The sequence below is a fragment of the Clavibacter sp. genome, from assembly GCF_014802555.1.
GTDB classification, from domain to species: Bacteria; Actinomycetota; Actinomycetes; order Actinomycetales; family Microbacteriaceae; genus Clavibacter; species Clavibacter sepedonicus.
On record NZ_JAAVCB010000088.1, the window covers coordinates 1 to 26,151 of the forward strand.

General features: G+C 73.6%; 21 protein-coding genes and 2 pseudogenes. 14 read left to right on the forward strand and 9 right to left on the reverse strand.

Going from position 1 to position 26,151, the window contains the following annotated elements:
- The 3 genes from HDR73_RS10100 to HDR73_RS10110 form a co-directional block, all read left to right on the forward strand.
- A partial coding sequence (locus HDR73_RS10100) for an iron ABC transporter permease (RefSeq protein ID WP_287136428.1) occupies positions 1-1,886 on the forward strand: 1,886 nt, incomplete at its 5' end.
- 998 nt (positions 1,887-2,884) lie between these two features.
- A complete protein-coding gene (locus HDR73_RS10105; RefSeq protein WP_012297797.1) occupies positions 2,885-4,408 on the forward strand; it encodes a sensor histidine kinase in 1,524 nt (507 codons plus the stop codon).
- A gap of 26 nt (positions 4,409-4,434) precedes the next feature.
- Positions 4,435-5,097: a response regulator transcription factor gene (locus HDR73_RS10110; RefSeq protein ID WP_041464815.1), complete on the forward strand. Its 663-nt coding sequence runs from the start codon at positions 4,435-4,437 to the stop codon at positions 5,095-5,097.
- 16 nt (positions 5,098-5,113) lie between these two features.
- Here HDR73_RS10110 and HDR73_RS10115 read toward each other — a convergent pair whose 3' ends face one another.
- Entirely contained in the window at positions 5,114-6,259 is a 1,146-nt protein-coding gene (locus tag HDR73_RS10115) for a DUF3592 domain-containing protein (protein WP_041464299.1), read from the reverse strand.
- 355 nt (positions 6,260-6,614) lie between these two features.
- Between HDR73_RS10115 and HDR73_RS10120 the strand changes: the two genes are divergently transcribed.
- Together HDR73_RS10120 and HDR73_RS10125 are read left to right on the forward strand one after the other, a co-directional pair.
- Positions 6,615-7,127 carry a DUF2231 domain-containing protein gene (locus tag HDR73_RS10120; protein WP_012297800.1) on the forward strand — a complete coding sequence of 171 codons (513 nt, stop codon included), beginning with the start codon at positions 6,615-6,617 and terminating at the stop codon, positions 7,125-7,127.
- A 48-nt stretch (positions 7,128-7,175) separates the two neighbouring features.
- Entirely contained in the window at positions 7,176-7,580 is a 405-nt protein-coding gene (locus HDR73_RS10125; protein ID WP_012297801.1) for a tautomerase family protein, read from the forward strand.
- A gap of 23 nt (positions 7,581-7,603) precedes the next feature.
- Here HDR73_RS10125 and HDR73_RS10130 read toward each other — a convergent pair whose 3' ends face one another.
- From HDR73_RS10130 to HDR73_RS10140, 3 genes are read right to left on the reverse strand one after another with little or no spacing between them, the layout of a single operon-like run.
- Positions 7,604-8,116, reverse strand: a complete 513-nt coding sequence (locus HDR73_RS10130; RefSeq protein ID WP_012297802.1) for a GNAT family N-acetyltransferase — start codon at positions 8,114-8,116, stop codon at positions 7,604-7,606.
- Positions 8,117-8,147: 31 nt separating this feature from the next.
- Positions 8,148-9,230: a phosphotransferase family protein gene (locus HDR73_RS10135; protein WP_012297803.1), complete on the reverse strand. Its 1,083-nt coding sequence runs from the start codon at positions 9,228-9,230 to the stop codon at positions 8,148-8,150.
- Positions 9,231-9,275: 45 nt separating this feature from the next.
- The gene (locus tag HDR73_RS10140) at positions 9,276-10,970 is read right to left on the reverse strand and encodes a ribonuclease J (RefSeq protein WP_012297804.1); all 1,695 of its coding nucleotides are present in this window, start codon (positions 10,968-10,970) and stop codon (positions 9,276-9,278) included.
- A gap of 493 nt (positions 10,971-11,463) precedes the next feature.
- On the opposite strand from HDR73_RS10140, the gene HDR73_RS10145 reads away from it, so the two are divergent.
- Positions 11,464-12,996, forward strand: coding sequence for a SulP family inorganic anion transporter (locus HDR73_RS10145; RefSeq protein WP_012297805.1), 1,533 nt, complete (start codon positions 11,464-11,466; stop codon positions 12,994-12,996).
- 154 nt (positions 12,997-13,150) lie between these two features.
- On the opposite strand, the gene HDR73_RS10150 is transcribed toward HDR73_RS10145, so the two are convergent.
- The gene (locus tag HDR73_RS10150) at positions 13,151-13,342 is read right to left on the reverse strand and encodes an antitoxin VbhA family protein (RefSeq protein ID WP_012297806.1); all 192 of its coding nucleotides are present in this window, start codon (positions 13,340-13,342) and stop codon (positions 13,151-13,153) included.
- A 115-nt stretch (positions 13,343-13,457) separates the two neighbouring features.
- Here HDR73_RS10150 and HDR73_RS10155 point away from each other — a divergent pair, with 115 nt between their 5' ends.
- A complete protein-coding gene (locus tag HDR73_RS10155) occupies positions 13,458-14,837 on the forward strand; it encodes an NAD-dependent succinate-semialdehyde dehydrogenase (protein WP_012297807.1) in 1,380 nt (459 codons plus the stop codon).
- A gap of 238 nt (positions 14,838-15,075) precedes the next feature.
- On the opposite strand, the pseudogene HDR73_RS16535 reads toward HDR73_RS10155, so the two are convergent.
- Positions 15,076-15,987, reverse strand: a pseudogene (locus HDR73_RS16535) (glycosyltransferase); the annotation flags it as partial.
- A 348-nt stretch (positions 15,988-16,335) separates the two neighbouring features.
- Positions 16,336-16,530, reverse strand: coding sequence for a hypothetical protein (locus HDR73_RS10160; protein ID WP_041464300.1), 195 nt, complete (start codon positions 16,528-16,530; stop codon positions 16,336-16,338).
- Positions 16,531-16,736: 206 nt separating this feature from the next.
- Between HDR73_RS10160 and HDR73_RS10165 the strand changes: the two genes are divergently transcribed.
- The 4 genes from HDR73_RS10165 to HDR73_RS10180 all read left to right on the forward strand — a co-directional run bounded on the left by HDR73_RS10165 (position 16,737) and on the right by HDR73_RS10180 (position 21,971).
- Entirely contained in the window at positions 16,737-17,936 is a 1,200-nt protein-coding gene (locus HDR73_RS10165) for a MalY/PatB family protein (protein ID WP_041464301.1), read from the forward strand.
- Positions 17,937-17,947: 11 nt separating this feature from the next.
- The gene (locus tag HDR73_RS10170; protein WP_012297811.1) at positions 17,948-19,135 is read left to right on the forward strand and encodes a cobalamin-independent methionine synthase II family protein; all 1,188 of its coding nucleotides are present in this window, start codon (positions 17,948-17,950) and stop codon (positions 19,133-19,135) included.
- 2 nt (positions 19,136-19,137) lie between these two features.
- Positions 19,138-20,520: an O-acetylhomoserine aminocarboxypropyltransferase/cysteine synthase family protein gene (locus HDR73_RS10175; RefSeq protein WP_106408702.1), complete on the forward strand. Its 1,383-nt coding sequence runs from the start codon at positions 19,138-19,140 to the stop codon at positions 20,518-20,520.
- Between the two features lie 77 nt (positions 20,521-20,597).
- A complete protein-coding gene (locus HDR73_RS10180) occupies positions 20,598-21,971 on the forward strand; it encodes a Fic family protein (RefSeq protein ID WP_012297813.1) in 1,374 nt (457 codons plus the stop codon).
- On the opposite strand, the gene HDR73_RS10185 is transcribed toward HDR73_RS10180, so the two are convergent.
- Positions 21,917-22,657 carry a TetR/AcrR family transcriptional regulator gene (locus HDR73_RS10185; RefSeq protein WP_287136431.1) on the reverse strand — a complete coding sequence of 247 codons (741 nt, stop codon included), beginning with the start codon at positions 22,655-22,657 and terminating at the stop codon, positions 21,917-21,919. The two genes, HDR73_RS10180 and HDR73_RS10185, sit on opposite strands and share 55 nt — an antisense overlap.
- Before the next feature lie 80 nt (positions 22,658-22,737).
- Between HDR73_RS10185 and HDR73_RS10190 the strand changes: the two genes are divergently transcribed.
- The 3 genes from HDR73_RS10190 to HDR73_RS10200 all read left to right on the forward strand — a co-directional run bounded on the left by HDR73_RS10190 (position 22,738) and on the right by HDR73_RS10200 (position 25,790).
- The gene (locus HDR73_RS10190; RefSeq protein ID WP_012297815.1) at positions 22,738-24,258 is read left to right on the forward strand and encodes a DHA2 family efflux MFS transporter permease subunit; all 1,521 of its coding nucleotides are present in this window, start codon (positions 22,738-22,740) and stop codon (positions 24,256-24,258) included.
- A 94-nt stretch (positions 24,259-24,352) separates the two neighbouring features.
- Positions 24,353-25,207 carry an alpha/beta fold hydrolase gene (locus HDR73_RS10195; protein WP_012297816.1) on the forward strand — a complete coding sequence of 285 codons (855 nt, stop codon included), beginning with the start codon at positions 24,353-24,355 and terminating at the stop codon, positions 25,205-25,207.
- Positions 25,200-25,790 (forward strand): TetR/AcrR family transcriptional regulator, encoded by a 591-nt coding sequence (locus HDR73_RS10200; protein ID WP_012297817.1) that lies wholly within the window; start codon positions 25,200-25,202, stop codon positions 25,788-25,790. The genes HDR73_RS10195 and HDR73_RS10200 overlap by 8 nt, the downstream gene beginning before the upstream one ends.
- Positions 25,791-25,800: 10 nt before the next feature.
- Here the strand turns inward: HDR73_RS10200 and HDR73_RS10205 are convergent.
- Positions 25,801-26,151, reverse strand: a pseudogene (locus HDR73_RS10205) (hypothetical protein); the annotation flags it as partial.

A 26,151-nucleotide genomic window follows, 5' to 3' on the forward strand; every position in this document is an offset into this window, starting at 1 on the left:
CGTCCGTCGTGGTCGCGTCGCGGCTGCCGCGCATGGCCGCGGGGATCCTCGTGGGCCTCGCCCTCGGCGCGGCCGGCGCCGCCCTCCAGACCGTGAGCCGCAACGTGCTCGCGTCGCCCGACACGCTCGCCGTGAACGCGGGCGCGTACGCGGCCCTCGCGGTCGCGGCCGTCACCGGGCTCACGCTGCCGGTGCTCGCGGGCGCCGGCGTCGCGTTCGTGGGCGGCCTCGTCGCGGCGGCGGTCGTGCTCGCGGTCTCGGGCCTCGGATCCGGCACCGTGCGCCTCGTGCTCGCGGGCAGCGCGCTCGCGCTCGGCCTCGGATCCGTCACCAGCGCGCTCCTCCTCCTCTTCCCGGAGCAGACCAGCGGCCTCTACCGCTGGGGCCAGGGCGGCATCGGCCAGAACGGGTTCGACGCGGTCGCGCAGATGGCGCCCGTCGTGGTGGTCGCGCTCGGGATCCTGCTCGTCATCACCCGCCGGCTCGACGCGCTCGGGCTCGGCGACGACGCCGCCCGCAGCCTCGGCGTCCACGTGCGGTCGACCCGCGTGGTCGCCGTGCTCGCCTCGGTGCTGCTCGCCGCCTCCGCCGTGACGGTCGCCGGCCCCATCGGCTTCGTCGGCCTGTACGCGCCCGCGTTCGTGCGGCCGCTGCGTCGGCTCGTGCCGGGCGTGCGGCGCTCGTGGGTCTTCATCCCGGTCGCCGGGCTCATGGGCGCGGCCGTCGTGCTCCTCGCCGACGTGCTGCTGCGCGCGGTCGTCGGCGCCGAGGCGTCGGTCGCCGTGCCGACCGGGCTCGTCACCTCCCTCATCGGCGCGATCGTGCTCGTGGTGCTGGCCGTGCGCACCCGCGACAGCGCGACGTCCGCGCCCACCGAGCGGCACGGCGTGGTCACCCGCCGCCGCGTCGCGCTCGTGGTCGGCGCGCTGGTCGCGGTGCTCGTCGGCCTGCTCGTCGCGGCCGTGCTCCTCGGCGACGCGAAGCTGCTCCTCGGCGACGTCGTCAACGGGATCCGCGGCACCGCCGGCCCCGTCGTCAGCTACGTGCTCGACACCCGCGTGCCGCGCGTGCTCGCCGCCGTGCTGGCCGGTGCGGCGCTCGCGCTGGCGGGCGTGCTCGTGCAGGCCGTGACCCGGAACCCGCTGGCGGATCCCGCGATCCTCGGCGTCTCCGGCGGCGCGGGCCTCGGCGCCGTGCTGTTCGTGACCACCGCGCCGCTCGCGTCCGGCTGGGGCATCGCGGGCGCCGCCGGGCTGGGCGCCCTCGCCGCGGCGGCCGTCGTGTTCGGGCTCGCGGCGCGCGGCGGGTTCCCGCAGAACCGGCTGGTGCTCATCGGCGTCGGCGTCTCGGCGGGCACGGCCGCGGCGATCAGCATGATCATCGTGCTCACCGACCCGTTCGACGGGGCGAAGGCGCTCACCTGGCTGTCGGGATCCACCTACGGCCGCGGGTTCGACGACGCCCTGCCAGTGCTGGCCGCGCTCGCGCTCGCCGTGGCCGTCGCGGCGCCGCGGCACCGGATGCTCGACCTCGTCGCCCTCGACGACGACACCCCGCGCCTCCTCGGCGTCTCGCTCGGTCGCGCGCGCCTGCTCGCGCTCACGATCGCGGTCGTCCTCACGGCGACGGCGGTGGCGGCCGTGGGCGTGATCGGCTTCGTCGGCCTGGTCGCGCCGCACGCGGCCCGCGCGCTCGTCGGGTCGCGCCACGCCCGTGTGCTCCCCGTCGCGATCCTGCTGGGCGCCGCCCTCGTGACCCTCGCCGACCTGCTCGGCCGCACCGCGATCGCCCCGGGCCAGCTCGGCGCCGGCCTCGTCACCGCGCTCGTCGGCACGCCGTACTTCGTGTGGCTGCTGTGGCGCGGGCGGGCGGCGCGGGGGCGGTAGGGGCGGGGCGATTCCGTCGAGGCCGTGCGTGTGCACGCGCTCTGCCGCTAGGCCCGTGAAGTCGAAGGTCGACATGTGAGGCCTGGCCCCCACGGGAGTTGCGCCGTCTGAGAGGGCCCCGTCCTGCTGGAATTCCAGGCATTCTTGAAGGAGATGCCCGAATTGACGTTGAAACGATGGCCTCAGGTGCTACAATCATTTCAACGCGTGGAGCCAGGTGCTTCACCGGAGAGTTGACCCAGGAGGTCATCGCCGGGTACGCGGAGTGGCCCAACTGCGACAGGTTCGCCGTTGGATCGACAAGCTCCCCGGGAGGGTTGGAGTCGAGAACCTTCCTCCCCGAAGGCCGACAAGCGTCATGCTCAACACCCCGCGGTTGTGAGCCGAATTCGCGCTTGATCGGTGCATCCCGGATGCGGAAGCTTTTTTAGTCACCGATCAATGGTCAGTCGATCTAGGTGCGGCGCAGGCTCCCGCGCCGGCATCGAGACTTCCATGATCCATTTCGCCCTCCTGTCTGTAGAAGGCAATTCTCTTCTTGCGCTACTCAGCGCGTGGAGCTCCTCCGATCCGGGTCCCGTCGTAGTCGTAGGGACATTCGTTGTCTTTAAATTGGTACTGCCAACTCTCGTCACCGACGTCATAGTTCCTCTAGTGGCCGTGCTCGGCACGGGACAGCGGGGCGCCAACGCCCGGGCCCTAAAGGGGGTCGTCGCACATGATGCGACCGACCGCCGTCGGAATCCGAAGAAAAGCGGCAGGAAATAGGCGAGGCTCCCGTGACGACGCTCCTTGTGCGTGACCGCGACCATGGGCCGGGACTCTTCGCCGTCCACAGCGCGTCGGTCCTCGGAGAATCGGGGAGCTCGCGTGCGTCGCGTAGGACGGATTGGCCTGAAGGGTCCGCTCCGTCGTCGCCGGGGGTGGGGCTGACCCCACCCCCGATCCGGGAGCGGGCAGGATGGGAACCGCACCGGCGCCTCGCGAGGCTGAGTGTCATGAACGAGACACCGCCCACCACCGAGGCCGAATCGACGCCCGTGCCACCCGAGGACCTCCCCGCCGCACCCGCCGACGCCGACGACCGAGCCGACGTAGACGCGGGCGACGCCACGCGACCGCCCGCGCTGCCCCGCCGCCGCTCCTTCTACGCCGACGCCTGGCGCCACCTCCCGCGCGACCTCGGGTACCTCGCGCTCACCGCGCTGCTGCTCGCCACCGTCTACTTCGCGCTCCCCACCGCGGTCTACAGCCTCTTCGACTCGCTCCTCTGGTCCGCGTCGGGCATCTTCGCGGCCGTCGCGCTGCTCGCGGCGCTGTTCGCGGCGCGCGGGCTGGGCGCCGTCGAGCGAGTGCGGATCGGGTGGGCCGAGCCCCGCCCCATCCGCCCGGTCGACTGGACGCCGCGGTGGCAGCAGAACCGCGCCATGCGGATCCTCTCGGCCGTCGCGAACCCGCACTACTGGCTGCACCTGCTGCACGCGGTCGTGGTCTACCCGCTGGTGTCGTTCGTGACGCTCGGCGCGGGCGCCCTGCTGGTCGCCGGGTTCCTCGGGCCGATCGGCGGCGGGATCGCGATCCTCGGTTACGGGTGGCGCTTCGAGGAGCTCCTCGTGGAGCGCGGCTACGACGCGGGACGCACCTTCGCCCTCGCCGGCGTCCTCGGCGTGACGGCGATGATCCTGTCCGTCGTGCTCCTCCCGCTCTGGGGGCGCGGCGCCGTGCTCGCCCACTACTGGACGGATCACGCGCTCCTCGGCGGGTTCAAGTCCGACGTCCTCGAGCGCCGCGTCCAGGGCCTCGAGCAGTCCCGCGCCGGCGCCGTAACGGCCGAGGGCCAGACGCTCCGCCAGATCGAGCGCGACCTGCACGACGGGCCGCAGCAGCGCCTGGTGCGCCTCCGCATGGACCTCGCCGCCGCCGAGCGCGCGCTGGACACGGATCCGGAGCGCGCCAGGACCCTCATCGCCGAGGCCTCGGAGCACGCGCACGACACCCTCGAGGAGCTGCGCGCGCTGTCCCGCGGGTTCGCCCCGCCGATCCTCCTCGACCGCGGGCTCGTGGCGGCCCTGGAGGCGCTCGCCTCCCGGTCGACCGTCCCCGTGGCGCTCGACGTCCACCTGCCCGAGAACCTGGTGCTCCCGACCGAGGTCGAGCGGAACGTCTACTTCACGGTCAGCGAGCTCCTCACCAACGTGGCGAAGCACTCCGGGGCGACCCGGGCGGACGTCACGCTGGTGCTGATGCGCGACTTCGACGGGACGCGGATCCTCGTCGCCCGGGTGACCGACGACGGCCAGGGCGGCGCGTCCGTCCGGGAGGGGCACGGCCTCGAGGGGCTCGTCGGACGGATCGGCGCGCTCGACGGCGACGTGAGCATCTCCAGCCCGCAGGGCGGCCCGACCCGGATCACGGCGCGGGTGCCCCTGCTGACGCTGAACGGCGTGCCGACCGACGGATCCGCCGGCGCCGGTCCCGCGGCGGGCGGCCCGGTCGCCGCATCGCCCGACCCCGCCGCGTGAGCATCCCGATCGCTACGCTCGGGACCATGGACGACGCCCCGGATGCAGCGCGCATCCGGGCCGTCGTGGTCGACGACGCGGTGCTCCTCCGCGAAGGGCTCGCGCGCGTGCTCGTCGAGGCCGGCATCGACGTGGTCGCCCAGCACGCGGACGCGCAGGGGTTCCTCGCGGCGCTCGCCGACGACGCCCCCGACGTCGTCGTGATGGACGTGCGGATGCCGCCGACCTTCTCCGACGAGGGGATCCGCGCCACGGTCGAGGCGCGCCGGCGCGTCCCGGGGATCGGCGTGCTGCTCCTCTCCCAGTACGTCGAGGCCGCCTACGCCGAGGAGGTCTTCCGCAGCGGGACGGCCGGCATCGGCTACCTGCTCAAGGACCGCGTGACCCGGCTCGAGGAGATCGACGACGCCGTGCGCCGCGTCGCGTCCGGAGGCACCGTGCTCGACCCGGAGGTGGTGACGCAGCTCATGGCCCGCCGCCGCGATCCCCTCACCGCGCTCACGCCGCGCGAGCGCGAGGTGCTCGGGCTGATGGCGGAGGGCCGCACCAACGCCGCGATCGCGCGGGCCCTCGTGATCGGCACGGGCGCGATCGAGAAGCACGTGACGAGCATCTTCTCCAAGCTCGGCCTGGAGGACACGGGCGAGGACCACCGGCGGGTGCTGGCCGTGCTCGCCTACCTCGGGTGACGCGGCGGGCGGGTCGCTACCCGGTCAGCGCGATGATCAGCAGGGCGGTCGACGCGCCGATGATGCAGAGGCCGATGGCGCCGCCCGCCGCCCACAGGCCGATGAGCGTGGAGCGGCCCGCGCCCGGTCGGAGCCCGAGGGATCGACCCGTCTCGACGATGCGCGCGCGCTCCGCGTCGGGGCTGAACGCCGTGAGCACGCCGCCCGGATCGAGCCCCAGCTGGATGATGCGGCCGTACCGGATGCGCCCCGACCGGATGGAGGACGACACCCCGAGACGCGGCACCATGCCGGTCGCCCCCGCGCTCCACGACAGCGTGCGCAGGGTGTCGTCGATGCGGAACCGGTTCTTCCGCTCGTCGACCCGCACGGTGTAGGTGATGCTGTCCCGCACGTCGGAGTACTGGAGGATCGACCACCATCGCGCGTCCGCCAGCGCGAATCCCACCCGGAAGCCGTCGGGACACGGCTCGACCATGAACGGGGTGCCGTCGAGGCCCGACGCCACGCGGCGCGCGAACCGCTCCGTGACGCTGACGTCGGTCTCGGACCCGGTCCCTGCCGCCGATGCGACCGCGGCCGCGGCGGCGACCTCGGGGTAGGCCGTCGGCTCGCCGCCCAGCACGGGCATCTCCGCGCGGGCGGCGTCCTCGGCCGCGCGGTTCCGCCGTGCACGTCGCACGGCCGAGGGCGCGGCGATGAGGAGCCCGAGGCCGAGGAGCGTCATCGGGATCGCGAAGAGGAGCCCGCTCCGGGAGCTCCCGCGGGCCCCGGGGGTGTCGATGATGGCGACCTTTGGATCCGCCGGGTCGTACAGGACGGGGATGGTCGAGCCGGTCGTGAAGTCGTCCGCGCGATCGCTGCACTGCGTCCGGTCGAGCACGGTCTGCCGCGAGCCGTCGGCCGCCGTGAACGCGTAGCGCGGGCAGTGCTCCGTGTCGGAGTACCGGGTGCGGTGCGTCGAGGAGTGGAGCGTGACGACCTCGGTCAGCGTCCCCTCCGCCGTCACGCCGGCGCCGTCCGTCAAGGCGTCGCGGACATCCCCCTGGTGCAGCGCCGAGACGATGCCGAGGATCCCGCTGCCGGTGATCAGGGCGCCGACCACGCAGAGGAGCAGACCCCGCAGGGCGGGTCGCGTCGAGAAGAGCCGCGATGCGCGCATGATCGTCCCGTTCCCTCGGTGGACAGGGCCGCCGCGTGGCACCCGTGAGCGCTGCACACCGGGGGTCCGACTCCCGCGGAACCTATCGGCCGGGATGAGGACGGGTTGATCCGTCGAGCGGTCGATCCCCGGATCGGCCGCCGCCGTGCCCCGCGGACGGCGCGGGGGCGGTAGCCAGCGGACACCCGCGTTCCCGCGCGGACGCTGGGGTGCGGGCGCCGCACGCTGGGATCGCGCTCAGCGGAGGCGCCGGCGGCCGCTCGTGCGACAGCATGAGCAGCAGGCGGGCCACGGTGCGTCGGGCGTCGTCCCGTCGTGCGGATCGACCCGCGTCGACGCACGAGGAGGCCACCGCATGTCCTGGCAGATCAACGGGTTGCCGCTGCATCCCCTCATCGTCCACTTCGTGGTGGTCGCGTTCCCCACGGCCGCCCTGCTCATCCTGGTGTCGGCGCTCTGGCCCGCGTTCGCGCGACGGCTCGGGATCATCACGCCGCTCGTCGCCCTGGCCTCGCTGATCGCGGTGCCGCTCGCGACGTCCTCTGGCGAGAACCTGGAGGAGAAGGTCGGCGCGAACCCCGTGCTCGAGGTGCACACCGAGCTCGGCGACACGCTGCTTCCCTGGGCGGTCGCGGTGTTCGTCGTCGCGGTGGCGCAGTGGCTGTGGATCCGCCGCCTCGCCGCCCAGGAGCCGCGCCGGCCCGGCCGCGACGCGCGCCCGATCCCCCGGTCGCGTCACGTCGCCGTCACCGCGGTGCTGGCCGTCGCCGTGGCCGTCTCCTCGGTCGGCGCCATCGTCACGACGGTGCGCATCGGGGAGTCGGGTGCCCGCGCCGTCTGGTCCGACTCCGCTGCCGGCGGCGACTGAGCCCCGCTGCGACCCCCCTCCCACCCTCGCCCGAACGAAGGGATCCCCGTGCCCCTCATCCGCATCGACCTCGTCGAAGGCCGACCCGACACGCAGATCACCGCGATCGGCGACGTCCTCATGCGCACGCTCGTGGATGTCTACGGCCTCCCGGAGCGCGACCGCTTCCAGATCGTCACCGAGCACGCTCCCGGACGGCTCACGGCCCTCGACGTCGGACTCGGCATCGAGCGGTCCGAGCAGGTCGTGATCATCCAGATCTTCACGCAGGCTGGCCGCAGCACCGAGGAGAAGCAGGAGTTCTTCCGCGTCCTCGCGGACTCGCTCGCCGAGGTCGGCGTCGCCGGCGAGGACCTCGTCATCGGCTTCGTCGAGAACACCGCCGCCGACTGGTCGTTCGGCTTCGGCCGTGCCCAGTACGTGACCGGGGAGCTGCAGAAGCCGGGCAGCTGATCCCGGTCGGTGCGCGGGTCCGCTCACCCCAGCTCGCGCCCCATCTGGATCCGCCGCCCGAGCCGGTCGAGGCCGAGCCGGGCCTCCGTCTCCACGAGCGCGAGGTGGAACGGCGTCGCGGGCTCCTCCTCGACGAACCCGGCGCGGGCGTAGGCGGGCGCGTTCCACGGGACGTCGGCGAAGGTGCGCAGCGTGATCCGCCGATGGCCGCGCCCTCGGGCCTCGTCGGCGGACGCCTCGACGAGGGCGCCGCCATGGCCGCGGCGGCCGTGCTCGGGCGGCACCGATACCTGCTCGAGGTGGGCCAGGTCGTCGATCTCCAGGACGTGCGCGAAGCCGACGAGCGGGCCGTCGGCCTCGGCGGCGTCCTCGGCGACCAGCAAGAAGCCGGGCTCCGCGGCGCGCGACACCCCGGACGGCGCGGGCGGCCAGTCCTCCGGGCGCAGCAGGTCGACGAGCAGGCGGTCGGCCGCGTCCTCGATCCGCTGCAGCGCATCGAGGTCGGCGGTGGTGGCGAGGCGGATGCGGGTGGTCACCGGAGCATCGTACGAGGGGCGCGTGCGGCGGTCAGGCGAGCGCGCGCGCCGCGGCCCGCAGCACCAGGTCGAGCAGCGACGCGAGCTCCTCCATCGCCACCTCCGCGGGCTCGCCGGGGAGGCTGCCGCGGCGCGGTGCGGATCCGGCGTCGAGGGCGGCGACGAGATCCGCCGCGAGCTTCCATCGCAGCGCCATGGACGCGTCGAGGCCGAGGCGCACGAGGTCCGTGGGCGCATCCGGCCCGGTCGACCGGATCCCCTGCGCGTAGCGGTCGACCGCCTCGTCGAGCACGGCCGCGACGTCCGCGGCGGACGCGTCGCCGCGCCGCACCGACGAGCACAGGAGCGACGCGAGGTCGGCGCCGACCGGTCCTGGCCCCACCGACTCCCAGTCGATGAGCACGATCCCGCCCGCGTCGCGGAACACGTTCGCGCCCGTCGCGTCGTGGTGGCAGAGCGTCCTCGGCAGCGCCTCGAGCACGCGGCGCACGCGGTCCTGCCCGGCGAGCAGCCGCGCGGCCGCGGGGATGCGCGCGCCGAGGCGGGCGCGGGCGGCAGGCCCGGGTGCCGCGAGCATCCGCATCCCGTCGGCCCCGGCCTCGGGCTGCGCGTGCCGGTCGATCCAGCCGGTGAAGAGCCACGGATCCTCCGGCGCCCGTCCGAGCCACTGCCCGCCGAGCGCGCCCAGCGCCGCCGCGGCGTCGAGCAGCGCGGCGCGGTCGAGCGGCCGCGGACCGAGGTGCCGCACCTCCTCGATCCAGAGCGTGACGCCGCCGGACGCATCCCGGAGCGTCCCGTGCGCACGCGGCGCGCGGATCCCCGGCGGCAGCGCGTCGAGCAGCCCCGACCGGTAGGCGGCCAGCTCACGCGCGCCGTTGTCGACGAGGTACGGGACGGCCAGCGTGGGACCCTCGGTGCGCTTCTCGACGAGCGTCCACGGCAGGGCCCTGCCGTCGTCGAGGCGCGCCCGCCCGCGGATCCGCGTCACCGACCGGTGCGCGAGGAACGCGTCGTACTCGAGCGGCTCGCGGACGACGCCCTCGAGCGCCGCGACGGGACGCCCGAGCGAGTCGGCGACGGCGGCCGCCAGCCCCGGGTCCCGCTCGTCGTCCATGCCACGACGCTACCGATGCGGCGCCGCGGCGAGGAGCGGGTGGTGCTAGTCCGCGTCCACCACGATGACCGTGACCACCGGCGTGCGGCGGTGGCGGCGCTGGAGCCAGCGCTGCAGGCCGTCGCTCATGGCGCGCTCGGCGGCGACGCCGTCGAGGTGGCGCTTGGCGGCCGCGTTCTTGAGGGCGGTGCTGATGGCGGCCTCGGCCTCCGGGATCCAGCCCTCGTGCTCGACGAAGCCGCGCGTGATGAGCTCGGCCGGGTGGATGAGCTTCTGCTCCTTCTCGTCGAAGATGCCGAGCACGGTGATCTGCCCCTCGGCGGCCAGCGTGCGGCGCTCCTCGAGCGCCTCCTCGGTGGCGACGCCGATGGTCATGCCGTCGACGAACACGTAGGGCGCGGGGACCCGGCCGGAGATCGAGGCGCGGCCGTTCACGAGATCGACGCTCACGCCGTCCTCGATGACGAGCGCGTTCTTCACGCCCGTGCTCTCGGCCAGGGCGGCGTTGGCGACGAGGTGGCGCCACTCGCCGTGCACGGGCAGCACGTTGCGGGGCTTGACGAGGTTGTAGCAGTAGACGAGCTCGCCGGCGCTGGCGTGGCCGGAGACGTGCACCTTCGCGTTGCCCTTGTGCACGACGTCGGCGCCCCAGCGGATCAGGCCGTTGATCACGCCGTAGATGGCGTTCTCGTTGCCGGGGATGAGCGAGCTGGCCAGGAGGATCGTGTCGCCCTCGCCCACCTCGATGATGTGCTCGCGGCGCGCCATGCGGCTGAGCGCCGCCATCGGCTCGCCCTGCGAACCGGTGCAGATGAGCGTGACCTTGTCGTCCGGCAGCTTGTTCAGCGCCTTCAGGTCGATGACGAGGCCCTTGGGGATGCGGAGGTAGCCGAGGTCGGACGCGATCTTCATGTTCCGCACCATCGAGCGGCCTACGAACGAGACCTTGCGGCCGTACTGCTCGGCGGAGTCGAGCACCTGCTGGATCCGGTGCACGTGGCTCGCGAAGCTGGAGACGACGATGCGCTTGGGCGCCGTGCGGAACACCTTCTCGATGGCGGGCGTGAGGTCCTTCTCGGCGGTCGTGAAGCCGGGGACCTCCGCGTTCGTGGAGTCGGTGAGGAAGAGGTCCACGCCCTCCTCGCCGAGGCGCGCGAACGCGCCGAGGTCGGTGAGGCGGCGGTCCATCGGGAACTGGTCCATCTTGAAGTCGCCCGTGTGCAGGACCATGCCGGCGCCCGTGCGGATCGCGACGGCGAGGCCGTCGGGGATGGAGTGGTTCACGGCGACGAACTCGAGGTTGAACTTGCCGGCGTCGATGCGGTCGCCCTCCTTCACCTGGCGGGTGACGGGCTTGATCTTGTGCTCCTCGAGCTTCGCGCTGATGAACGCGAGCGTGAGGCGGGATCCGATGACGGGGATGTCGGGCCGCTCCTGCAGGAGGTAGGGGACGCCGCCGATGTGGTCCTCGTGGCCGTGCGTGAGGACGATGCCCGTGATCTTGTCGAGGCGCCCGCGCAGGGTGCTGAAGTCGGGGAGGATCACGTTGATGCCGGGCTGGCTCTCCTCGGGGAAGAGCACGCCGCAGTCGACGATGAGCAGCTCGCCCTCGTACTCGAACAGCGTCATGTTGCGGCCGACGTCGCCGAGGCCGCCGAGGGGCGTGACCCGCAGGCCGCCGCGGGGCAGGCGCCCGGGCTTGGCGATGTCGAGGGCGTGGGCGTGGGACGTGGGAGGCATGGTGCCTTTCTGGTCAGGTCGTGCGGGTGATGCCGAGGTGCGCAGGTCGTGCTCGCGCGGTTCGTGCGTGGAGACGGTGCCTCCGGTGATGTCAGGGGCCGTCCGGGAGGACGGGTGGTGCGGCGCCGGGTCGCGGGCGACGGGGGCGGATGCGACGCGCGTCGCGCGGGTGCCGCCTCGCTCCCGGTCGGATGAGGGTCCAGCCGGTGTCGGCGGGGTCCGGTGTCACGGTGGTGAGCGGCGGCGCGCGAGGCGCGGTCAGCATCGAGTCTCCCATGCCCGCGCCGCGGAGTCCGCCCGGGCGCTCCGCGCGCCCATGTCGTGGGCCGACGTGACGCCAACCCTCCCTTCACGTTAGGGTTGGTGCAGGAGCCCCGCTCCGATCCCCTTCCCCTCCCGGCAGCCCGCACGGCGGCCGCGACACCCGCGCGACGACGCGCCACCGACCTCATCAGTGCGGGCGCGATGCCCGCGACAGAACGGAAGCCCATCCATGGCCTCAGGAACATCCACCCCGACCGTCCCCGCGCCGCCCGTCCGGCAGCCCAGCCCCACCGTCCTCCAGGCGCTGAGGAGCCCGCGCCTCCTCAGCCGCGAGGTGCTCGCCGGCCTCGTGGTCGCGCTCGCGCTGATCCCCGAGACGATCTCGTTCTCGATCATCGCCGGCGTGGATCCGCGCGTCGGCCTCTTCTCGTCGTTCGTGATGGCCGTCGCCATCGCGTTCCTCGGCGGCCGGCCCGCGATGATCACCGCGGCCACCGGCGCCGTCGCGCTCGTCGTGGCACCGATCGTGCGCGACCACGGCCTCGACTACCTCATCGCCACCGTGATCCTCGGCGGCCTGCTGCAGATCGTGCTCGGCCTGCTCGGCGTCGCGAAGCTCATGCGGTTCATCCCGCGCTCGGTGATGGTCGGCTTCGTCAACGCGCTCGCGATCCTCATCTTCTCCGCGCAGATCCCGAACCTCGTGGGCGTGCCGTGGCTCGTCTACCCGCTGGTCGCGGGCGGCATCGCGATCATCGTGGTGATGCCGCGGATCACGAAGGTCGTCCCCGCGCCGCTCGTCGCGATCGTCGTCATCACCGTCGCGGTGGTCGTCACCGCGCTCGCCGTGCCGACCGTGGGCGACCAGGGCGCGCTGCCCGACAGCCTGCCGACCCTCTTCATCCCGGACGTCCCGCTCACGTTCGACACCCTGCGGATCATCGCGCCGTACGCGCTCGCCCTGGCGCTCGTCGGGATCCTCGAGTCGCTGATGACCGCCAAGCTCGTCGACGACATCACCGACACGCCGTCGCGCAAGACCCGCGAGACGCTCGGCCAGGGCGGCGCGAACATCCTCTCGGGCCTCTTCGGCGGCATGGGCGGCTGCGCGATGATCGGCCAGACGATGATCAACGTGAAGGCCTCCGGCGCACGTACCCGCATCTCCACGTTCCTCGCGGGCGTGTTCCTGCTGATCCTCGTGGTCGGCCTCGGCGACGTCGTCGCGACGATCCCGATGGCCGCGCTCGTGGCCGTGATGATCATGGTCTCGGTCGGCACCTTCGACTGGCACAGCATCCGGCCGTCGACGCTGCGCCGCATGCCGGTCGGCGAGACGCTCGTGATGGTGCTCACGGTGATCGTCGTCGTGCTCACCGACAACCTCGCGATCGGCGTCATCATCGGAGTGATCGCCTCGATGATCGTCTTCGCCCGCCGCGTCGCGCACTTCGCGACGGTCGAGCGCACGGAGCGCACCGACGAGGACGGCGCCCCGGTCGCGCACTACGCCGTCATCGGCGAGCTCTTCTTCGCCTCCAGCAACGACCTCACCACGCAGTTCGACTACGCGGGCGACCCGGAGCGCGTGGTCATCGACATGACCGGATCCCACGTCTGGGACGCCTCGACCGTCGCGGCCCTCGACGCCATCACGTACAAGTACGAGCGCCACGGCAAGCGCGCCGTCATCAGCGGCATGAACGCGTCGTCCGCCGCGATGCACGGCCGCCTCGCGGGGGAGCTGGGCGCGGGGCACTGACCGGGGCGTGGCCGGATGGGCCTCGCGTCAGCGCCCGCGGTCGGTGTCGCGACGCGGGGTCCGGCTGCCCAGCCTGCTGCGGTCCCGAGCAGCGGCCGCCGTCCTGGGTCGGGGGGTCGCGGGAGCGACCACCCTGTCGAGCATCGTGCGTGGCTCAGCCGATGCCGTATCGGGCGCGGACGCGCTCGCGCAGCTCCGTCGCGTCGATTCGTCCGGCCACGTACTCGCCGGCGTCCTCCGACGTGCTCGGGGTGAGGTGCAACCCCTCCATCTCACCGCTGTGCGCGGCGTCCTCCACGCGGCGCCGGCGCTCCTCGCGCCCGGCGCCATCCCGATCCTCCGGCATGCGGTACTCCGATCCTCGATGTCCGATGGTAACGGCGAGACCTCGGTGCGATCAGGGCCGCTCGATATCGTGGGCCCACCCGCGTGACCCGCGCGGAGTCCGAGGAGGAGCCCCCATGAGCAGCTACGCCGTCACCGATCCGACCACCGGCGAGACCGTCGCCGTGCATCCCGAGATCACCGACGCGGAGCTGCAGGAGGCCGTCGCGCGGGCCGAGGGCGCCTACCGCGGTTGGTCGCGCCGCACCTCCATCGCCGAGCGCGCCGCCCTCGTCGCGCGGGTCGCCGAGCTGCACGTGGAGCGCCGGGACGAGCTGGCGCGGATCATCGTGCGCGAGATGGGCAAGCCCCTCGACCAGGCGCTCGGCGAGGTGGACTTCGCCGCCGACATCCACGCCTACTACGCCCGGAACGTCGAGGAGTTCCTCGCCGACGAGGCCATCGAGCTCGCCGACGGCACCGGATCCGCGTTCGTGCGCCGCTCGGGCCTCGGCGTGCTGCTCGGGATCATGCCGTGGAACTTCCCCTACTACCAGGTGGCCCGGTTCGCGGCGCCGGCCATCGTGACCGGGAACGCGATCCTGCTCAAGCACGCGCCGCAGTGCCCGGAGTCGGCCGAGGCGATCCAGCGGATGTTCGCGGATGCCGCCGCCGAGCTCGGCGCCGACCCGGGCGTCTACGTGACCGTGCTCGCCACGAACGCGCAGATCGAGGGCGTGATCGCGGACCCGCGCGTGCAGGGCGTCTCCGTCACGGGATCCGAGCGGGCGGGCGCCGCCGTGGCCGAGATCGCCGGCCGGCACCTGAAGAAGGTCGTGCTCGAGCTCGGCGGATCCGACCCCTTCATCCTCCTGTCGACCGACGACCTCGACGCATCGGTCCAGGATGCGGTGGCCGCGCGCCTCGACAACAACGGCCAGTCCTGCAACGGCGCCAAGCGCTTCCTCGTGATCGACCACCTCTACGAGGAGTTCGCCGCCCGCTTCACCGCGCAGCTCACGGCGGCGCAGCCCGCGGATCCGATGTCCGACGGCACCGTGCTCGGCCCGCTCTCCTCGCGCGCCGCGACCGAGCGCCTCACCGAGCAGCTGTCCCGCGCGGTCGCGCAGGGCGCGACCTTCCTCGCGAGCGGAGAGCCGGACGGCAACCTCTTCCCGCCCGCGGTGCTCGCCGACGTGACCCCCGAGATGGACGCCTACCGCGAGGAGTTCTTCGGCCCGGTCGCCGCGCTGTACCGCGTGCACTCCGAGGAGGAGGCGGTCGCGCTCGCGAACGACACCCCGTTCGGCCTCGGTTCGTACGTCTACACGACGGATCCGGAGCAGGCGCTGCGGGTCGCCGACGGCATCGACGCGGGCATGGTCTGGATCAACCTCGTGCTCGGCGACGCGGCCGAGCTGCCCTTCGGCGGCGTGAAGCGCTCGGGCTCGGGCCGCGAGCTCGGCCGGCACGCGGTCGACGAGTTCGCGAACCGGAAGCTGATCCGCATCGCGTGACGCGCGGGGGCGCCGCGGAGCTCAGCGTCCGGACAGGGACTCCGGCGACTCCGGTGATGCGGTGCGCTCCGCCGGCTCCACCGGGGGAGCCGGACGCGCCGCGACCGCGGCGGCCAGCCCCTCGGCGATGACGTCCACCGCATCCGGGAGCGCGGCGATCACGGTGGCGAGCTCCCGGCTGCGCGCGGTAGGAGGGCGTGGTGAGGACGTCGCGCATGGCGCGCCGGATCGCGCTCGGCCGCGGCTTCCCCGTGCGCAGGTCCCTGCCGCACCCGGCCCAGGCGACGCGGGCCGCGACCTCGGGCTTGTCCTCCGTGGATCCCGCGACCACCAGCGGCAGGCCGTGCGCCAGCATGCGCTGCACGCCGCCGAACCCGCCGTTCGTCACGACCGCGTCGCAGAGCGGCAGGAGCAGGTCGTGGGAGACGAACTCCGCCACACGCGCGTTGGCGGGGATGGGCCCGCCGAACTCGCGCTCCAGCTCCTCGACCGGGCGCCCGCCCGTGGTCGCGACGACGAGCACGTCCTCGTCCGCGAGGGCGCGCAGGGTCGGGGCGATGAGCCGGCCGGGATCCGCGTTGTCGATGGTGCCCTGGGTGACGTGCACGACGGGGCGGCCGTCCTGCAGATCGGACCACCAGTCCGGCAGCGCCGTGTCGTGCGCGCTGCCCGGCGCTGCCCGCAGCGGCCCGACGAAGCGCACCGTGTCGGGCAGCTCACGGCGCGGGTACTCGAGGGCGGGGACGCTCAGCTGGAAGAGCTCGTCGAAGCAGAGGTAGGGGAAGTCGAAGGTGTCCGTGCGCGAGGGCGCCGCGCCGATCTCGGCCAGCACGGCGTCGACCGCGCGCCGGAGCGGGCGGGTGAGCCCGGGACGGATCGCCGCCGTCAGCGCCCGGTCCCTGAGGTGGCCGAGCGGCCCGCGACCGGGCGGGAGGGCCGCGCCGAACGGCGCCGCGTCGACGCTCGTGAGCGTCACGGGCGTGGTGGCCAGCCCCAGGACGGGGAGGCGCTCGGCACGCGCGAGGGCGACATACGGCGCGACCCCGGTGAACGCCGACTCGCTGAGCACCGCGTCGAACCGGCCCTCCTCCAGGAGCTCGAGCAGGGCGCGGTGCTGCCCGGGGATCACCCGGACGAACATGGCGATCATCCCCTTCCGGATCGCCGCGACGCCGCGCGCGGCGTCGGCCTCGCCGAGCAGGCCGTCCAGCTCCGCGTCGTCGTAGTCGACGTCGGCCGGCAGGGGGGGGCGAAGGTGAGGCCGGCGTCGGTGACCAGCTCGCGGTACTTCGCGCCCGTCAGCAGGGCGATGTCGTTCCCGCGGGCGGCGAGCCCGCGTCCGACGGAGACGAGCGGTGCCACGTGACCGTAGATGGGCGGGGCGCAGAGCAGCTAGGAGGGCATGGCGAGGCTTCCGTTCGTGGCGCTGTGCGCACGTGGATCGCGCGTCGCCGGGAGGGATCGAGATGGAGAGGTGGAGCGGGTGCCGTGCCGTGCCTCAGCCGGCGGACGCGGGTGCGGGCGCGAAGGGACCCGCGAACGGATCGGCGTCCGGATCCGCGTGCACGAGCGCGTGCAGCCGGACGGTGCCCGCCACGAGGGAGGCGCCGAACGCGAGCGCGACCACGCAGACCGAGCCGAGGACGGCGACGGCGCACGCGAGGGGCAGGCTGGGCTGCAGCGGACGACGCATGCGGGGACTCCTCGTTCGGGGCACGGCGGGAACCGCGGTCGGGCGGGAGCACCGTACCCACGGGCGGCTGGACGGCAGGCGATCCGTCCACATGGAGCGGATCCGCACCCGGACGCGCGTCTCGGGGACGGGAGCCGCCCGCGGTGCGTGTCGTCGTGTGACGCGCGCGCTCGCGACCGCGGCCGGCGGGCGGGACCATGGCCGCCATGGTGGAGGTCACGACGGCGCCGATCGACGAGATCCGCGGCCAGCGCACGAGTATCAAGTGGACGCGGTTCCCCGCGGACGTGCTGCCCCTGTTCGTGGCCGAGATGGACTACGCGATCGCCGAGCCCGTGGTCGAGGAGCTGGTGCGGCGCGTGCGCGCGTCCGACGTCGGCTACCTCGACGGGCCGGGACCGCTCGCGCCCGCGTTCGCCCGGTTCGCCCGCGAGCGGTGGGGCTGGATCGTCGACGAGAGCCGCGTGCGCATCGCCACCGACGTGAGCGTCGGCATCGTCGAGACCCTGCGGCTCGCCGTGCCGCGCGGCGGCCGCGTGGTCGTGACGCCGCCCGTGTACCCGCCCTTCTTCGAGCTGGTGGAGGAGGCGGGCGCGCGCGTCGAGGAGGTGCCGCTCCTGGTGTCCGACGGCCGCGCATCGCTCGACCTCACGGGGCTCGAGCGCGCGTTCGCGTCCGGGGTCGACGCGTTCCTCCTCTGCAACCCGCACAACCCGATGGGGATCGTGCACGACGCCCGGACCCTCGCGGCCGTCGCCCGGCTCGCCGCCCGCCACGACGTGCTCGTGATCAGCGACGAGGTGCACGCGCCGCTCACGCTCCCGGGCGCGACCTTCACGCCGTTCGCGCCGCTGGCCGAGTCGCTCGGCGCGAGCTCCGTCTGCGTCACCTCCGCGAGCAAGGGGTGGAACCTCGCGGGCGCCAAGTGCTCGCTCGTCATCGCGGGGGATCCGCGCACGCACGCGCTGCTCGACGGCCTCGTGGAGGAGGTGGCCTGTCGCACGAGCATCCTCGGGCTGCACGCGAACGTCGCCGCGTTCTCCTGTACCGACTGGCTCGACGATGCCATCGCCCGAATCGTCGCGAACGACCGGCTCCTCGCCTCCCTCCTCGCCGAGCACCTGCCCGGCGTCGTCCACCACCGCCCCGCCGCCGGCTACCTCGCCTGGCTCGACCTCCGCCCGCTCGGCCTCGGAGCCGACCCGGCCGCGGTGCTGCTCGAGCGGGCTCGAGTCGCCCTCAACGCCGGCCACTGCTACGGCACCGGGGGCGCCGGCCACGCCCGCCTCAACCTCGCCTGCGATCCCGACGTGCTGAGGGAGGCCGTGCGGCGCATCGCGGCCGCCGTCGGAGCCGCCGCCGCTTCCACTCCCGTCGCCGCCCCCGCCCCCGCCGCCACCCACTGAGGAGCCCCCGCATGACGGACCGCATCCTGACCACGCACGCCGGCAGCCTGCCGCGCACGCCCGAGCTGACCCGCCTGCTCGTCGCCCGCGACCAGCGGCGCGCGTTCGACCAGGACGAGCTCGCGGAGCTCACCGCGTCGGCCGTCGCCGACACCGTGCGGAAGCAGCTGGAGACCGGGCTCGACATCGTGAACGACGGCGAGGTGCCGCGCGTCGGCTTCTCGACCTACGTGCTCGAGCGCATCGACGGGTTCGGCGGCGCCGGGCACCGGAAGCCCACGCTCGACTCGATCAAGTTCCCCGAGTACGCCGCGTTCCAGGCGAAGCAGATCGTGGAGGGTGCGGACGTGGCGTGCGTTTGGGATCCGCCGGTCGCCCAGGGCCTGCTCGAGTACGACCCCGCGCTCGCCGGGATCACGGAGGACCTCGACGGCTTCGCCCGCGAGCTCGCCGTGCAGGCCGGTCGCGGCCTCGCGCCCGCCGGCACGTTCTTCTCCGCGGCGACCCCGGGGATCGTCTCGACCACCCTGCTGCTCGACGCCGCGAACCCGCACTACGGCGACGACCGCGCGTACGTCTTCGCGCTCGCCGACCAGCTCAAGCTCGAGTACGACGCCATCGTCGCGCGCGGCCACACCCTGCAGCTCGACGCACCCGACCTCGCGATGGAGCGGGTGATCCAGTTCGGCGACGCCACGCTCGAGGAGTTCCTCGCCGCGGTCGACCTGCACGTGGACGCGCTTAACCACGCGATCCGCGACATCCCGCGAGAGAAGGTGCGCCTCCACGTGTGCTGGGGCAACTGGCAGGGCCCGCACCAGGACGACGTGCCCGTCGAGGTGCTGCTCCCGCACCTCTACCGGGCGCGCGTGGGCGCGTTCAGCATCCCGCTCGGAAACCCCGCGCACCAGCACGAGGCGCCGTCGTTCCGCGGGCACCCGCTGCCCGAGGGCGCGGTGCTCATCCCGGGCGTGGTGGACGTGACCACCAACTACCTGGAGCACCCGCAGGTGATCGCCAACCGGATCCTCGAGGTGGTCGACGCCGTGGGCGACCCGGCGCGCGTGATCGCCGGCACCGACTGCGGCCTGTCGACATTCGCGAGCTACGAGTTCGTCGCCACCGACGTGGCGTGGGCGAAGCTCGCCGCGCTCGTCGAGGGCGCGGCCATCGCCTCGCGTCGGGTGCTCGGCTCGTGAGCGTGCTCGACGGGATCCGCGCGGCCGCGCCCGACGCCGCCGCGCGCGCCGCCGCCGCGGCCGCCGCCGGCTTCACCACGCGGCAGGTGCACGCCGGATCCACCCCCGACACCGCCCACGGCGCCCGTGTCGCGCCCGTGCACCTCAGCGCCGGCTTCGTCTTCGACAGCTTCGCCGAGGCGCGCGACCGCTTCGCCGGGGCCGACGAGGGGTACCTCTACACGCGCAACGGCAACCCCACGACCGACGAGGTGGAGCGGCGCCTCGCCGACCTCGAGGGCGGCACGGAGGCGCTCCTCCTCGCGAGCGGACAGGGCGCGACCGCGACGGCGATGCTGTCGATCCTCCAGGCCGGCGACCGGATCCTCTCCTCGCGCAGCGTCTACGAGGGCAACCGCACCCTCTTCCAGGGAAGCCTCGGCCGGCTCGGCATCGGCGTCGACTTCGTGGACGACCACCGCGACCTCGCCGAGTGGGAGCGCCGGATCACGCCGGAGACGCGCGTGCTGTTCGGCGAGCCCATTCCGAACCCCAAGAACGACCTGCTCGACCTCGCCGGCATCGCCGGGGTCGCGCACCGCCACGGCCTGCCGTTCGTGGTCGACTCCACGCTCGCGACGCCCTACCTGCTGCGGCCCATCGAGCACGGCGCCGACGTCGTCGTGCACTCGACGAGCAAGTTCCTCGCGGGCCACGGCGCGGTGCTCGGCGGCGTCGTGGTGGACGGCGGATCCTTCGACTGGGCCGCCCGTCCCGACCTCTTCCCGCACCTGAACCAGCCCGAGCGCTCGTTCGGCGGCGCGAGCTGGGCCGACCGCTTCGGCCGCGGCGCGCTCGCCGCGTACGCCCGCGAGGTCGTCGCCTCGCGCTTCGGCCCGACGCCCGCGCCGTTCAACGCGTTCCTGCTGCGGCAGGGCATCGAGACGCTGTCGCTGCGGGTCGAGCGCCACTCGGCCAACGCGCTCGCGGTGGCGCGCTTCCTCGAGCAGCGGCCCGAGGTGTCGTCGGTCGACTACGCGGGGCTCGAGTCGAGCCCGTCGCACGACCTGGCGCTCACGTACCTGCCCGACGGCCAGGGATCCGTGTTCTCGTTCACGCTCGCGGGCGGGGAGCCGGCCGCCGAGGCGTTCACCGACGCGGTGCAGCTCTTCAGCCGCATGACCCACCTCGGCGACGTCCGCTCGCTCGTGCTGCACCCGGCGTCGACCACGCACGCCGGCCGCACTCCCGAGGAGCGCGACGCCGCCGGGATCTGGCCGGGCCTCCTCCGCGTCTCCATCGGCATCGAGGACATCGCCGACATCCTCCGCGACCTCGAGCATGGGCTGGATGCGGCGCGCGCCGTCGGATCCGGACGGCCGTCCGTCGCCGCGCGACAGGCGTGATCAGAGCCCCTGATTGATACTTCTATTAGTACTAAAGTTAATGACTGCACCCAGGGGGTGACGGAGGGGAGCCGCACGTGACGTACGTCGAGCTCGTCTGGGAGCCGCAGGAATCCGCTCATCTCAGCCGCCGTGACCGCGCGCGCGGCACGTACCGGGCGTTCGTGCCGGACGAGCTGGCCACCGGCCTGCCGCAGATCGGGAGAGAGGCGCAGGACGCCGCGACCGACGCCCTCGCGGTGCTGGCGAGGGCGGACGAGCGGATCGGCCGCCGAGCGGGCTATCTCAACCACCTGCTCATCCGGTCGGAGAGCATCTCCTCGTCGTGGATCGAGGGGAACCGCGTCACGCCGAAGCGCCTCGCCATCGCCGAGCTCCTGCAGCAGGGCACGCGGGTCGCCCTCGACGTGATCGCCAACGTGCGCGCCACGGAGGAGGCGATCGACGCCCTCGCGGATCGGGAGCGCCCGATCACCGTCCCGGACATCGAGGCGCTCCAGCACGTCATCGAGCCGTCGCTCGCCGAGGGGATCCGGACGGAGCAGAACTGGGTCGGAGGATCCGGTTGGTCCCCGCTCCGGGCGGAGTTCGTGCCGCCTCCGGAGGGCGAGGTCCGTCGGCTCCTCGACGATCTCGCCCGCTTCTGCACGGACACGGAGGGCAACCCGGTCGTGCGGGCGGCCATCGCGCACGCCCAGTTCGAGACCATCCACCCCTTCATCGACGGGAACGGCCGCACGGGCCGCGCGCTCATCCACACGGTCCTGCGACGCGGCGACGCGGTGCGCGACATCCTGATCCCCATCTCGACGGTCCTCGCCTCGGATGCGGACGCGTACATCGCCGGGCTCACCGCCTTCCGCGCCGGCCGCGTCGACGAGTGGGTCCGAGCCTTCGCGGAGGCGGCCGAGCTGGCCGCCGGCACCGCGGTGCGTCTGGCGGAGGACGTCGCCCGGCTCGACGAGGAGAGCGTCGAGCGGCTCGTGGAGCATCGTCGAAAGAAGGGACTCACCCCCGCGCGGCCTCGGGCGGACGCGGTCGTCCTGCGCGTGCTCGGTCGGCTCGCGACGGATCCCGTGCTCACTGCGGACAGCGCCGCGCGCACCCACGGCGTGTCACGGGTGGCCGCGCACCGGGCGCTCACCCAGCTGGCCGACGCGGGTGTCCTCGCACGCAACAAGGACCAGAAGGGGCGCCTCGTCTGCTGGACGGCGGACCGCCACCTCGCGCTCGTCGCCCTCAGCGAGCGGAGCAACAGGGTCGGCGGAGGCGACACGGCCGCGCAGCGTCCCCGTCACGGTCCGCCAGCTCCCGATGCGTCCGTGCTCGGACGCCTCCGGGAGTCGCAGTCCGCGGATCTCAGACGACAGGCGCGCGGCCAGCCCGCGCCCGCGCCTCAGGCCGCGCCCGTGCCCGCGATGTCCCGGAGCCGCCGGCGCACCGCTGCGTAGGACGCGACGAGGGTCGCGTCGAGGCCGGCCGTGCGCGCATCCGCCCACTCGTCGAAGGCCGCGCGCACCGCGACGCCCGCGAGCTCGGTCACGAGCCGGGCCTCCTGTGCCGTGATGCGGCCGCCGAACGCCGTCGTGATCCGCTCGGCCAGCTCCCACGAGCGCGTCGCGTCGATCGAGACCGCCGTCGACCGCAGCTGCGGCTCCGCGGCCATGAGCCGGCGCACGCGCAGCTGCTGGTGGGCGATGGCGGAGAGGTCGCCGTCGAGGGTTGCGAGCACGCGCTCGTAGACGGCCTCGAGCTGGGGGAGCGGCGCGGATCCGCGGTCGACGTCGGCGAGCCAGGCGTCGAGCGGCGCGTCGAACACCGGGTGGAGCGTGAGGACCGACTCCTCCTTGCTCGGGAAGTAGCGGAAGCACGTGCGGTCCGAGACGCCCGCGGCCTGCGCGATGTCGTGGATGGTGGTGGCCGCCATGCCGCGCTGCTCGAAGAGCGCGAGCGCCGCCTCGCTGATCTCGGTGGTCGTCGCCATGCGCCGCCGCTCGCGGAGGCCGGTCGCGCCGCCCGCCGGGAGGGTCGCACCCGCGCTCTCGGCGTCCGCCGTCTCGCTCACCGTGCTCATGCCGTCGTCCGCCCTTCGCGGATCCGACCTGCCGGATCCGTCGTTCGTGTCATAGACTGCCACATGGTCCGAGTCTGACATCTGGATCGTCCCCGCTCCGCAGCGTCGCGTGCGCCCCGCCATCCACTCCCCGGAGACACCCCATGACCACGCCGCCTTCCGCCGACACCCGGCGCGAGACCCTCCCCACCACGAGCCGCGCCGCGGACGACCGCGCCGTCGCCCCCGAGGACGAGCGCCTGCCGCAGGGCGCCCCGCTCGTCATCGGCCTGCTCGTGGTCGCCGCGTTCGTCGTGATCCTCAACGAGACGATCATGAGCGTCGCCCTCCCGAGCCTCATGGCCGACCTCGACATCACCACCGCCACCGCGCAGTGGCTCACCACCGGCTACATGCTGACGATGGCCGTCGTGATCCCCGCGACCGGCTTCATCCTGCAGCGCTTCTCCACGCGCCAGGTGTTCGGCGCCGCCATGACGCTGTTCTCGATCGGCACGCTCATCGCCGCGATCGCGCCCGGCTTCGGCGTGCTGCTCCTCGGCCGCATCGTGCAGGCCAGCGGCACGGCGATCATGATGCCGCTGCTGTTCACGACCGTCCTCAACCTCGTGCCCGCCGCGCGCCGCGGCCGCCTGATGGGCGTCATCTCCATCGTCATCGCGGTCGCCCCGGCGATCGGCCCGACGGTCTCCGGCCTCATCCTCAGCTCGCTCTCGTGGCGCTGGATGTTCTGGATCGTGCTGCCCATCGCGCTCATCGCGCTGACCCTCGGCCTCTGGAAGATCACGAACCTCACGACCCCGCGGAAGCTGCCGTTCGACATCCTCTCCGTCGTGCTCTCGACGCTCGCGTTCGGCGGTCTCATCTTCGGCCTCTCGAGCCTGGGCGAGTCGGCCGAGGGCGACGCGCCCCTGCCGCTGTGGATCCCGATCACCGTCGGCGTGCTCGCGCTCGCCGCGTTCATCACCCGCCAGGTCTCGCTGCAGCGCGAGGACCGCGCCCTCATGGACCTCCGCACGTTCCGCAGCCGCCCGTTCGTGGTCGCGATCATCATGGTGAGCGTCAGCATGATGGCGCTGTTCGGCAGCCTCATCGTCCTGCCGCTCTATCTGCAGAACGTGCTCCAGCTCGGCACGCTCGAGACCGGCCTGCTGCTCCTCCCGGGCGGCGCGCTGATGGCGATCCTGTCGCCCATCGTCGGCCGCCTGTTCGACCGCGTCGGGCCGCGCCCGCTCGTGATCCCCGGCGCCATCGTCGTGAGCATCGCCCTCTGGGGCATGACCACGATGCTCCACGAGGGCACGTCCATCGGCTGGGTCATCGCGGTGCACCTGGTGCTCAACGCCGGGCTCGCGTTCATGTTCACGCCGCTGCTCACCTCGGCGCTCGGATCCCTGCCGCCGCGCCTCTACTCGCACGGCAGCGCGACCGTCTCGACCATGCAGCAGCTCGCGGGGGCCGCGGGCACGGCGCTGTTCGTCACGGTGCTCACCACCACGACGGTCGCGGGCCTCGCGGACGGGCAGTCGGAGGTGACGGCGACCGCGGCCGGTGTGCAGGCGGCCTTCATGATCGGCGGGTTCATCTCGCTGGCCGCGATCGTCGCGTCGTTCTTCGTCCGGCGCCCCGCCGAGCCCGTCCCGGAGGGCGTGGCGGCGCACTGAGCGGGACCTCGACGCAGGTCCCGACGACGGTCTTCCCCAGGTGGCTAATTGTGTTAGCTTCTAGCTACGACGATTAGCTGCCCGGGAGGACATGATGAGCGACACCATGGAGATCGGCGTGGAGACCCTCGCCTACGACCTGAGCGGCGACGGCCCGCTCGTCGTGCTCGCCCACGGGATGGGCGACAGCCGCCGCTCCTACCGCTTCCTCGTGCCGCAGCTCGTGGCCGCCGGCTACCGGGTCGCGAACTTCGACATCCGCGGCTGCGGAGAGTCGAGCACCGGCTGGAGCGGCTACAGCCGCACCGACATCGCGGGCGACCTCGTCGCGCTGGTGCGGCACCTCGGCGGCCCGGCGGTCGTCGTCGGCCAGTCCATCAGCGGCGGCGCGGCGACCATCGCGGCGGCCGACGCCCCGGACGTCATCACCGGCGTCGTCGAGCTCGCGCCCTTCACCCGCGCGCAGTCGGCGGACCTCGGCGGCCTCCTCCGCGCGACGGCCCACCGGGCGGCGACCGTCCAGCTCGCCCGCGTCCTCCTCGGCGGCAGCCTCGCCGGATGGATGCGGTACCTCGACCTCGCGTTCCCCACCAAGCCCGCCGACTGGGCCGCCGAGAGCGGGCGCATCCGGGCGAGCCTCGGCCGACCCGAGCGCATGGCGGTGCTCAAGGCGATGGCGAAGACCAGCCCCGCGGATGCCGGCGCCCGGCTCGGCGACGTGCGGTGCCCCGTGCTCGTGGTCGAGGGCAGTGCGGATCCCGACTGGGCCGACCCGCGGGCCGAGGGCGAGCGGATCCTCGCCGACCTGCCCGCCGGCCTCGGCGACCTCGCGGTCATCGACGGCGCCGGGCACTACCCGCACACCGAGACGCCGGACGCGGTGCTGGCCCTGCTGCTGCCGTTCCTCGGCCGCACGTTCGCCGCGACGACCCCGGGCGCCCGTGCCTAGGGCCGGGCTCGACGCCGCGACCGTCACCGAGGCGGGCGCCGCGCTCGCCGACGAGATCGGCCTCGCGGGCCTCAGCATGGGCGCGGTCGCGGAGCGGCTCGGGGTCAAGACGCCCTCGCTCTACAAGCACGTCGCCTCCCTCGCCGATCTCCAGCACCGGATCGCCGTGCTCGCCACCACCGAGGCGGGCGACGCGATGCGCGACGCGACGCAGGGCCGGGCGGGCCAGGAGGCGCTGACCGGTGCGGCGCACGCGCTGCGCGACTACGTGACCGCGCATCCCGGGCGCTACGCGGCGACGGTCGGCGCGCGGTCGGCGGGCGAGGGGGATCCGCTCGACCCGGCGCGCGCCCGCACCCTCGACGCGCTGTCCGCCGTGCTGCATGGCTACCGGCTGGGCGAGGCCGACCGGATCCACGCCCTCCGGATGCTGCGCAGCGTGCTGCACGGCTTCGCGACGCTCGAGGTCGCCGACGACTTCCAGATGGCGACCGACATCGACGTGAGCTTCGGGTGGATCGTCGCGTTCCTCGACGGCGGCCTGCAGGCGACGGCCGGCGGAGGCGACGCGCGCGCGTCGTGAACTGGTCCGGCTAGCGGCCGAACAGGTCGTCGAGCCCGGGGATCCGGAAGCCCTCGGCGAGTCCGCCGACGCTGTCGCCCAGGCCGCCTATGCCGTCCCCGATGCCGGTGAGGTGCTCGGCGCCGCCCTGCGCGAGGCCGTCGACGCCCTCCGTGAGGCCGCTCACGCCCTCGCTGACGCCGTCGATCCCGTCGGTGAGTCCCGTGAGGCCTGTGAGTCCCTCGAGGCCGAAGCCCTCGGCGAGCCCGGCGAAGTCGACGCCGTCGGCCAGCGCGCCCGAGAGGAGCGGCCCGGCCACGCTGCTCACGGCGGCGCCGCCGGCCACCGCGATGGCCAGGCCGCCGAGCGCCGCGACCCCGGC

Excerpts from the sequence above, each read along its gene's own strand:
- HDR73_RS10105 (WP_012297797.1), top strand. The coding sequence starts at position 2,885 with ATGAACGAGACACCGCCCACCACCGAGGCCGAATCGACGCCCGTGCCA.
- HDR73_RS10110 (WP_041464815.1), top strand. The coding sequence starts at position 4,435 with ATGGACGACGCCCCGGATGCAGCGCGCATCCGGGCCGTCGTGGTCGAC.
- HDR73_RS10115 (WP_041464299.1), bottom strand. The coding sequence starts at position 6,259 with ATGCGCGCATCGCGGCTCTTCTCGACGCGACCCGCCCTGCGGGGTCTG.
- HDR73_RS10120 (WP_012297800.1), top strand. The coding sequence starts at position 6,615 with ATGTCCTGGCAGATCAACGGGTTGCCGCTGCATCCCCTCATCGTCCAC.
- HDR73_RS10135 (WP_012297803.1), bottom strand. The coding sequence starts at position 9,230 with ATGGACGACGAGCGGGACCCGGGGCTGGCGGCCGCCGTCGCCGACTCG.
- HDR73_RS10140 (WP_012297804.1), bottom strand. The coding sequence starts at position 10,970 with ATGCCTCCCACGTCCCACGCCCACGCCCTCGACATCGCCAAGCCCGGG.
- HDR73_RS10145 (WP_012297805.1), top strand. The coding sequence starts at position 11,464 with ATGGCCTCAGGAACATCCACCCCGACCGTCCCCGCGCCGCCCGTCCGG.
- HDR73_RS10150 (WP_012297806.1), bottom strand. The coding sequence starts at position 13,342 with ATGCCGGAGGATCGGGATGGCGCCGGGCGCGAGGAGCGCCGGCGCCGC.
- HDR73_RS10155 (WP_012297807.1), top strand. The coding sequence starts at position 13,458 with ATGAGCAGCTACGCCGTCACCGATCCGACCACCGGCGAGACCGTCGCC.
- HDR73_RS10160 (WP_041464300.1), bottom strand. The coding sequence starts at position 16,530 with ATGCGTCGTCCGCTGCAGCCCAGCCTGCCCCTCGCGTGCGCCGTCGCC.
- HDR73_RS10165 (WP_041464301.1), top strand. The coding sequence starts at position 16,737 with ATGGTGGAGGTCACGACGGCGCCGATCGACGAGATCCGCGGCCAGCGC.
- HDR73_RS10170 (WP_012297811.1), top strand. The coding sequence starts at position 17,948 with ATGACGGACCGCATCCTGACCACGCACGCCGGCAGCCTGCCGCGCACG.
- HDR73_RS10190 (WP_012297815.1), top strand. The coding sequence starts at position 22,738 with ATGACCACGCCGCCTTCCGCCGACACCCGGCGCGAGACCCTCCCCACC.
- HDR73_RS10195 (WP_012297816.1), top strand. The coding sequence starts at position 24,353 with ATGAGCGACACCATGGAGATCGGCGTGGAGACCCTCGCCTACGACCTG.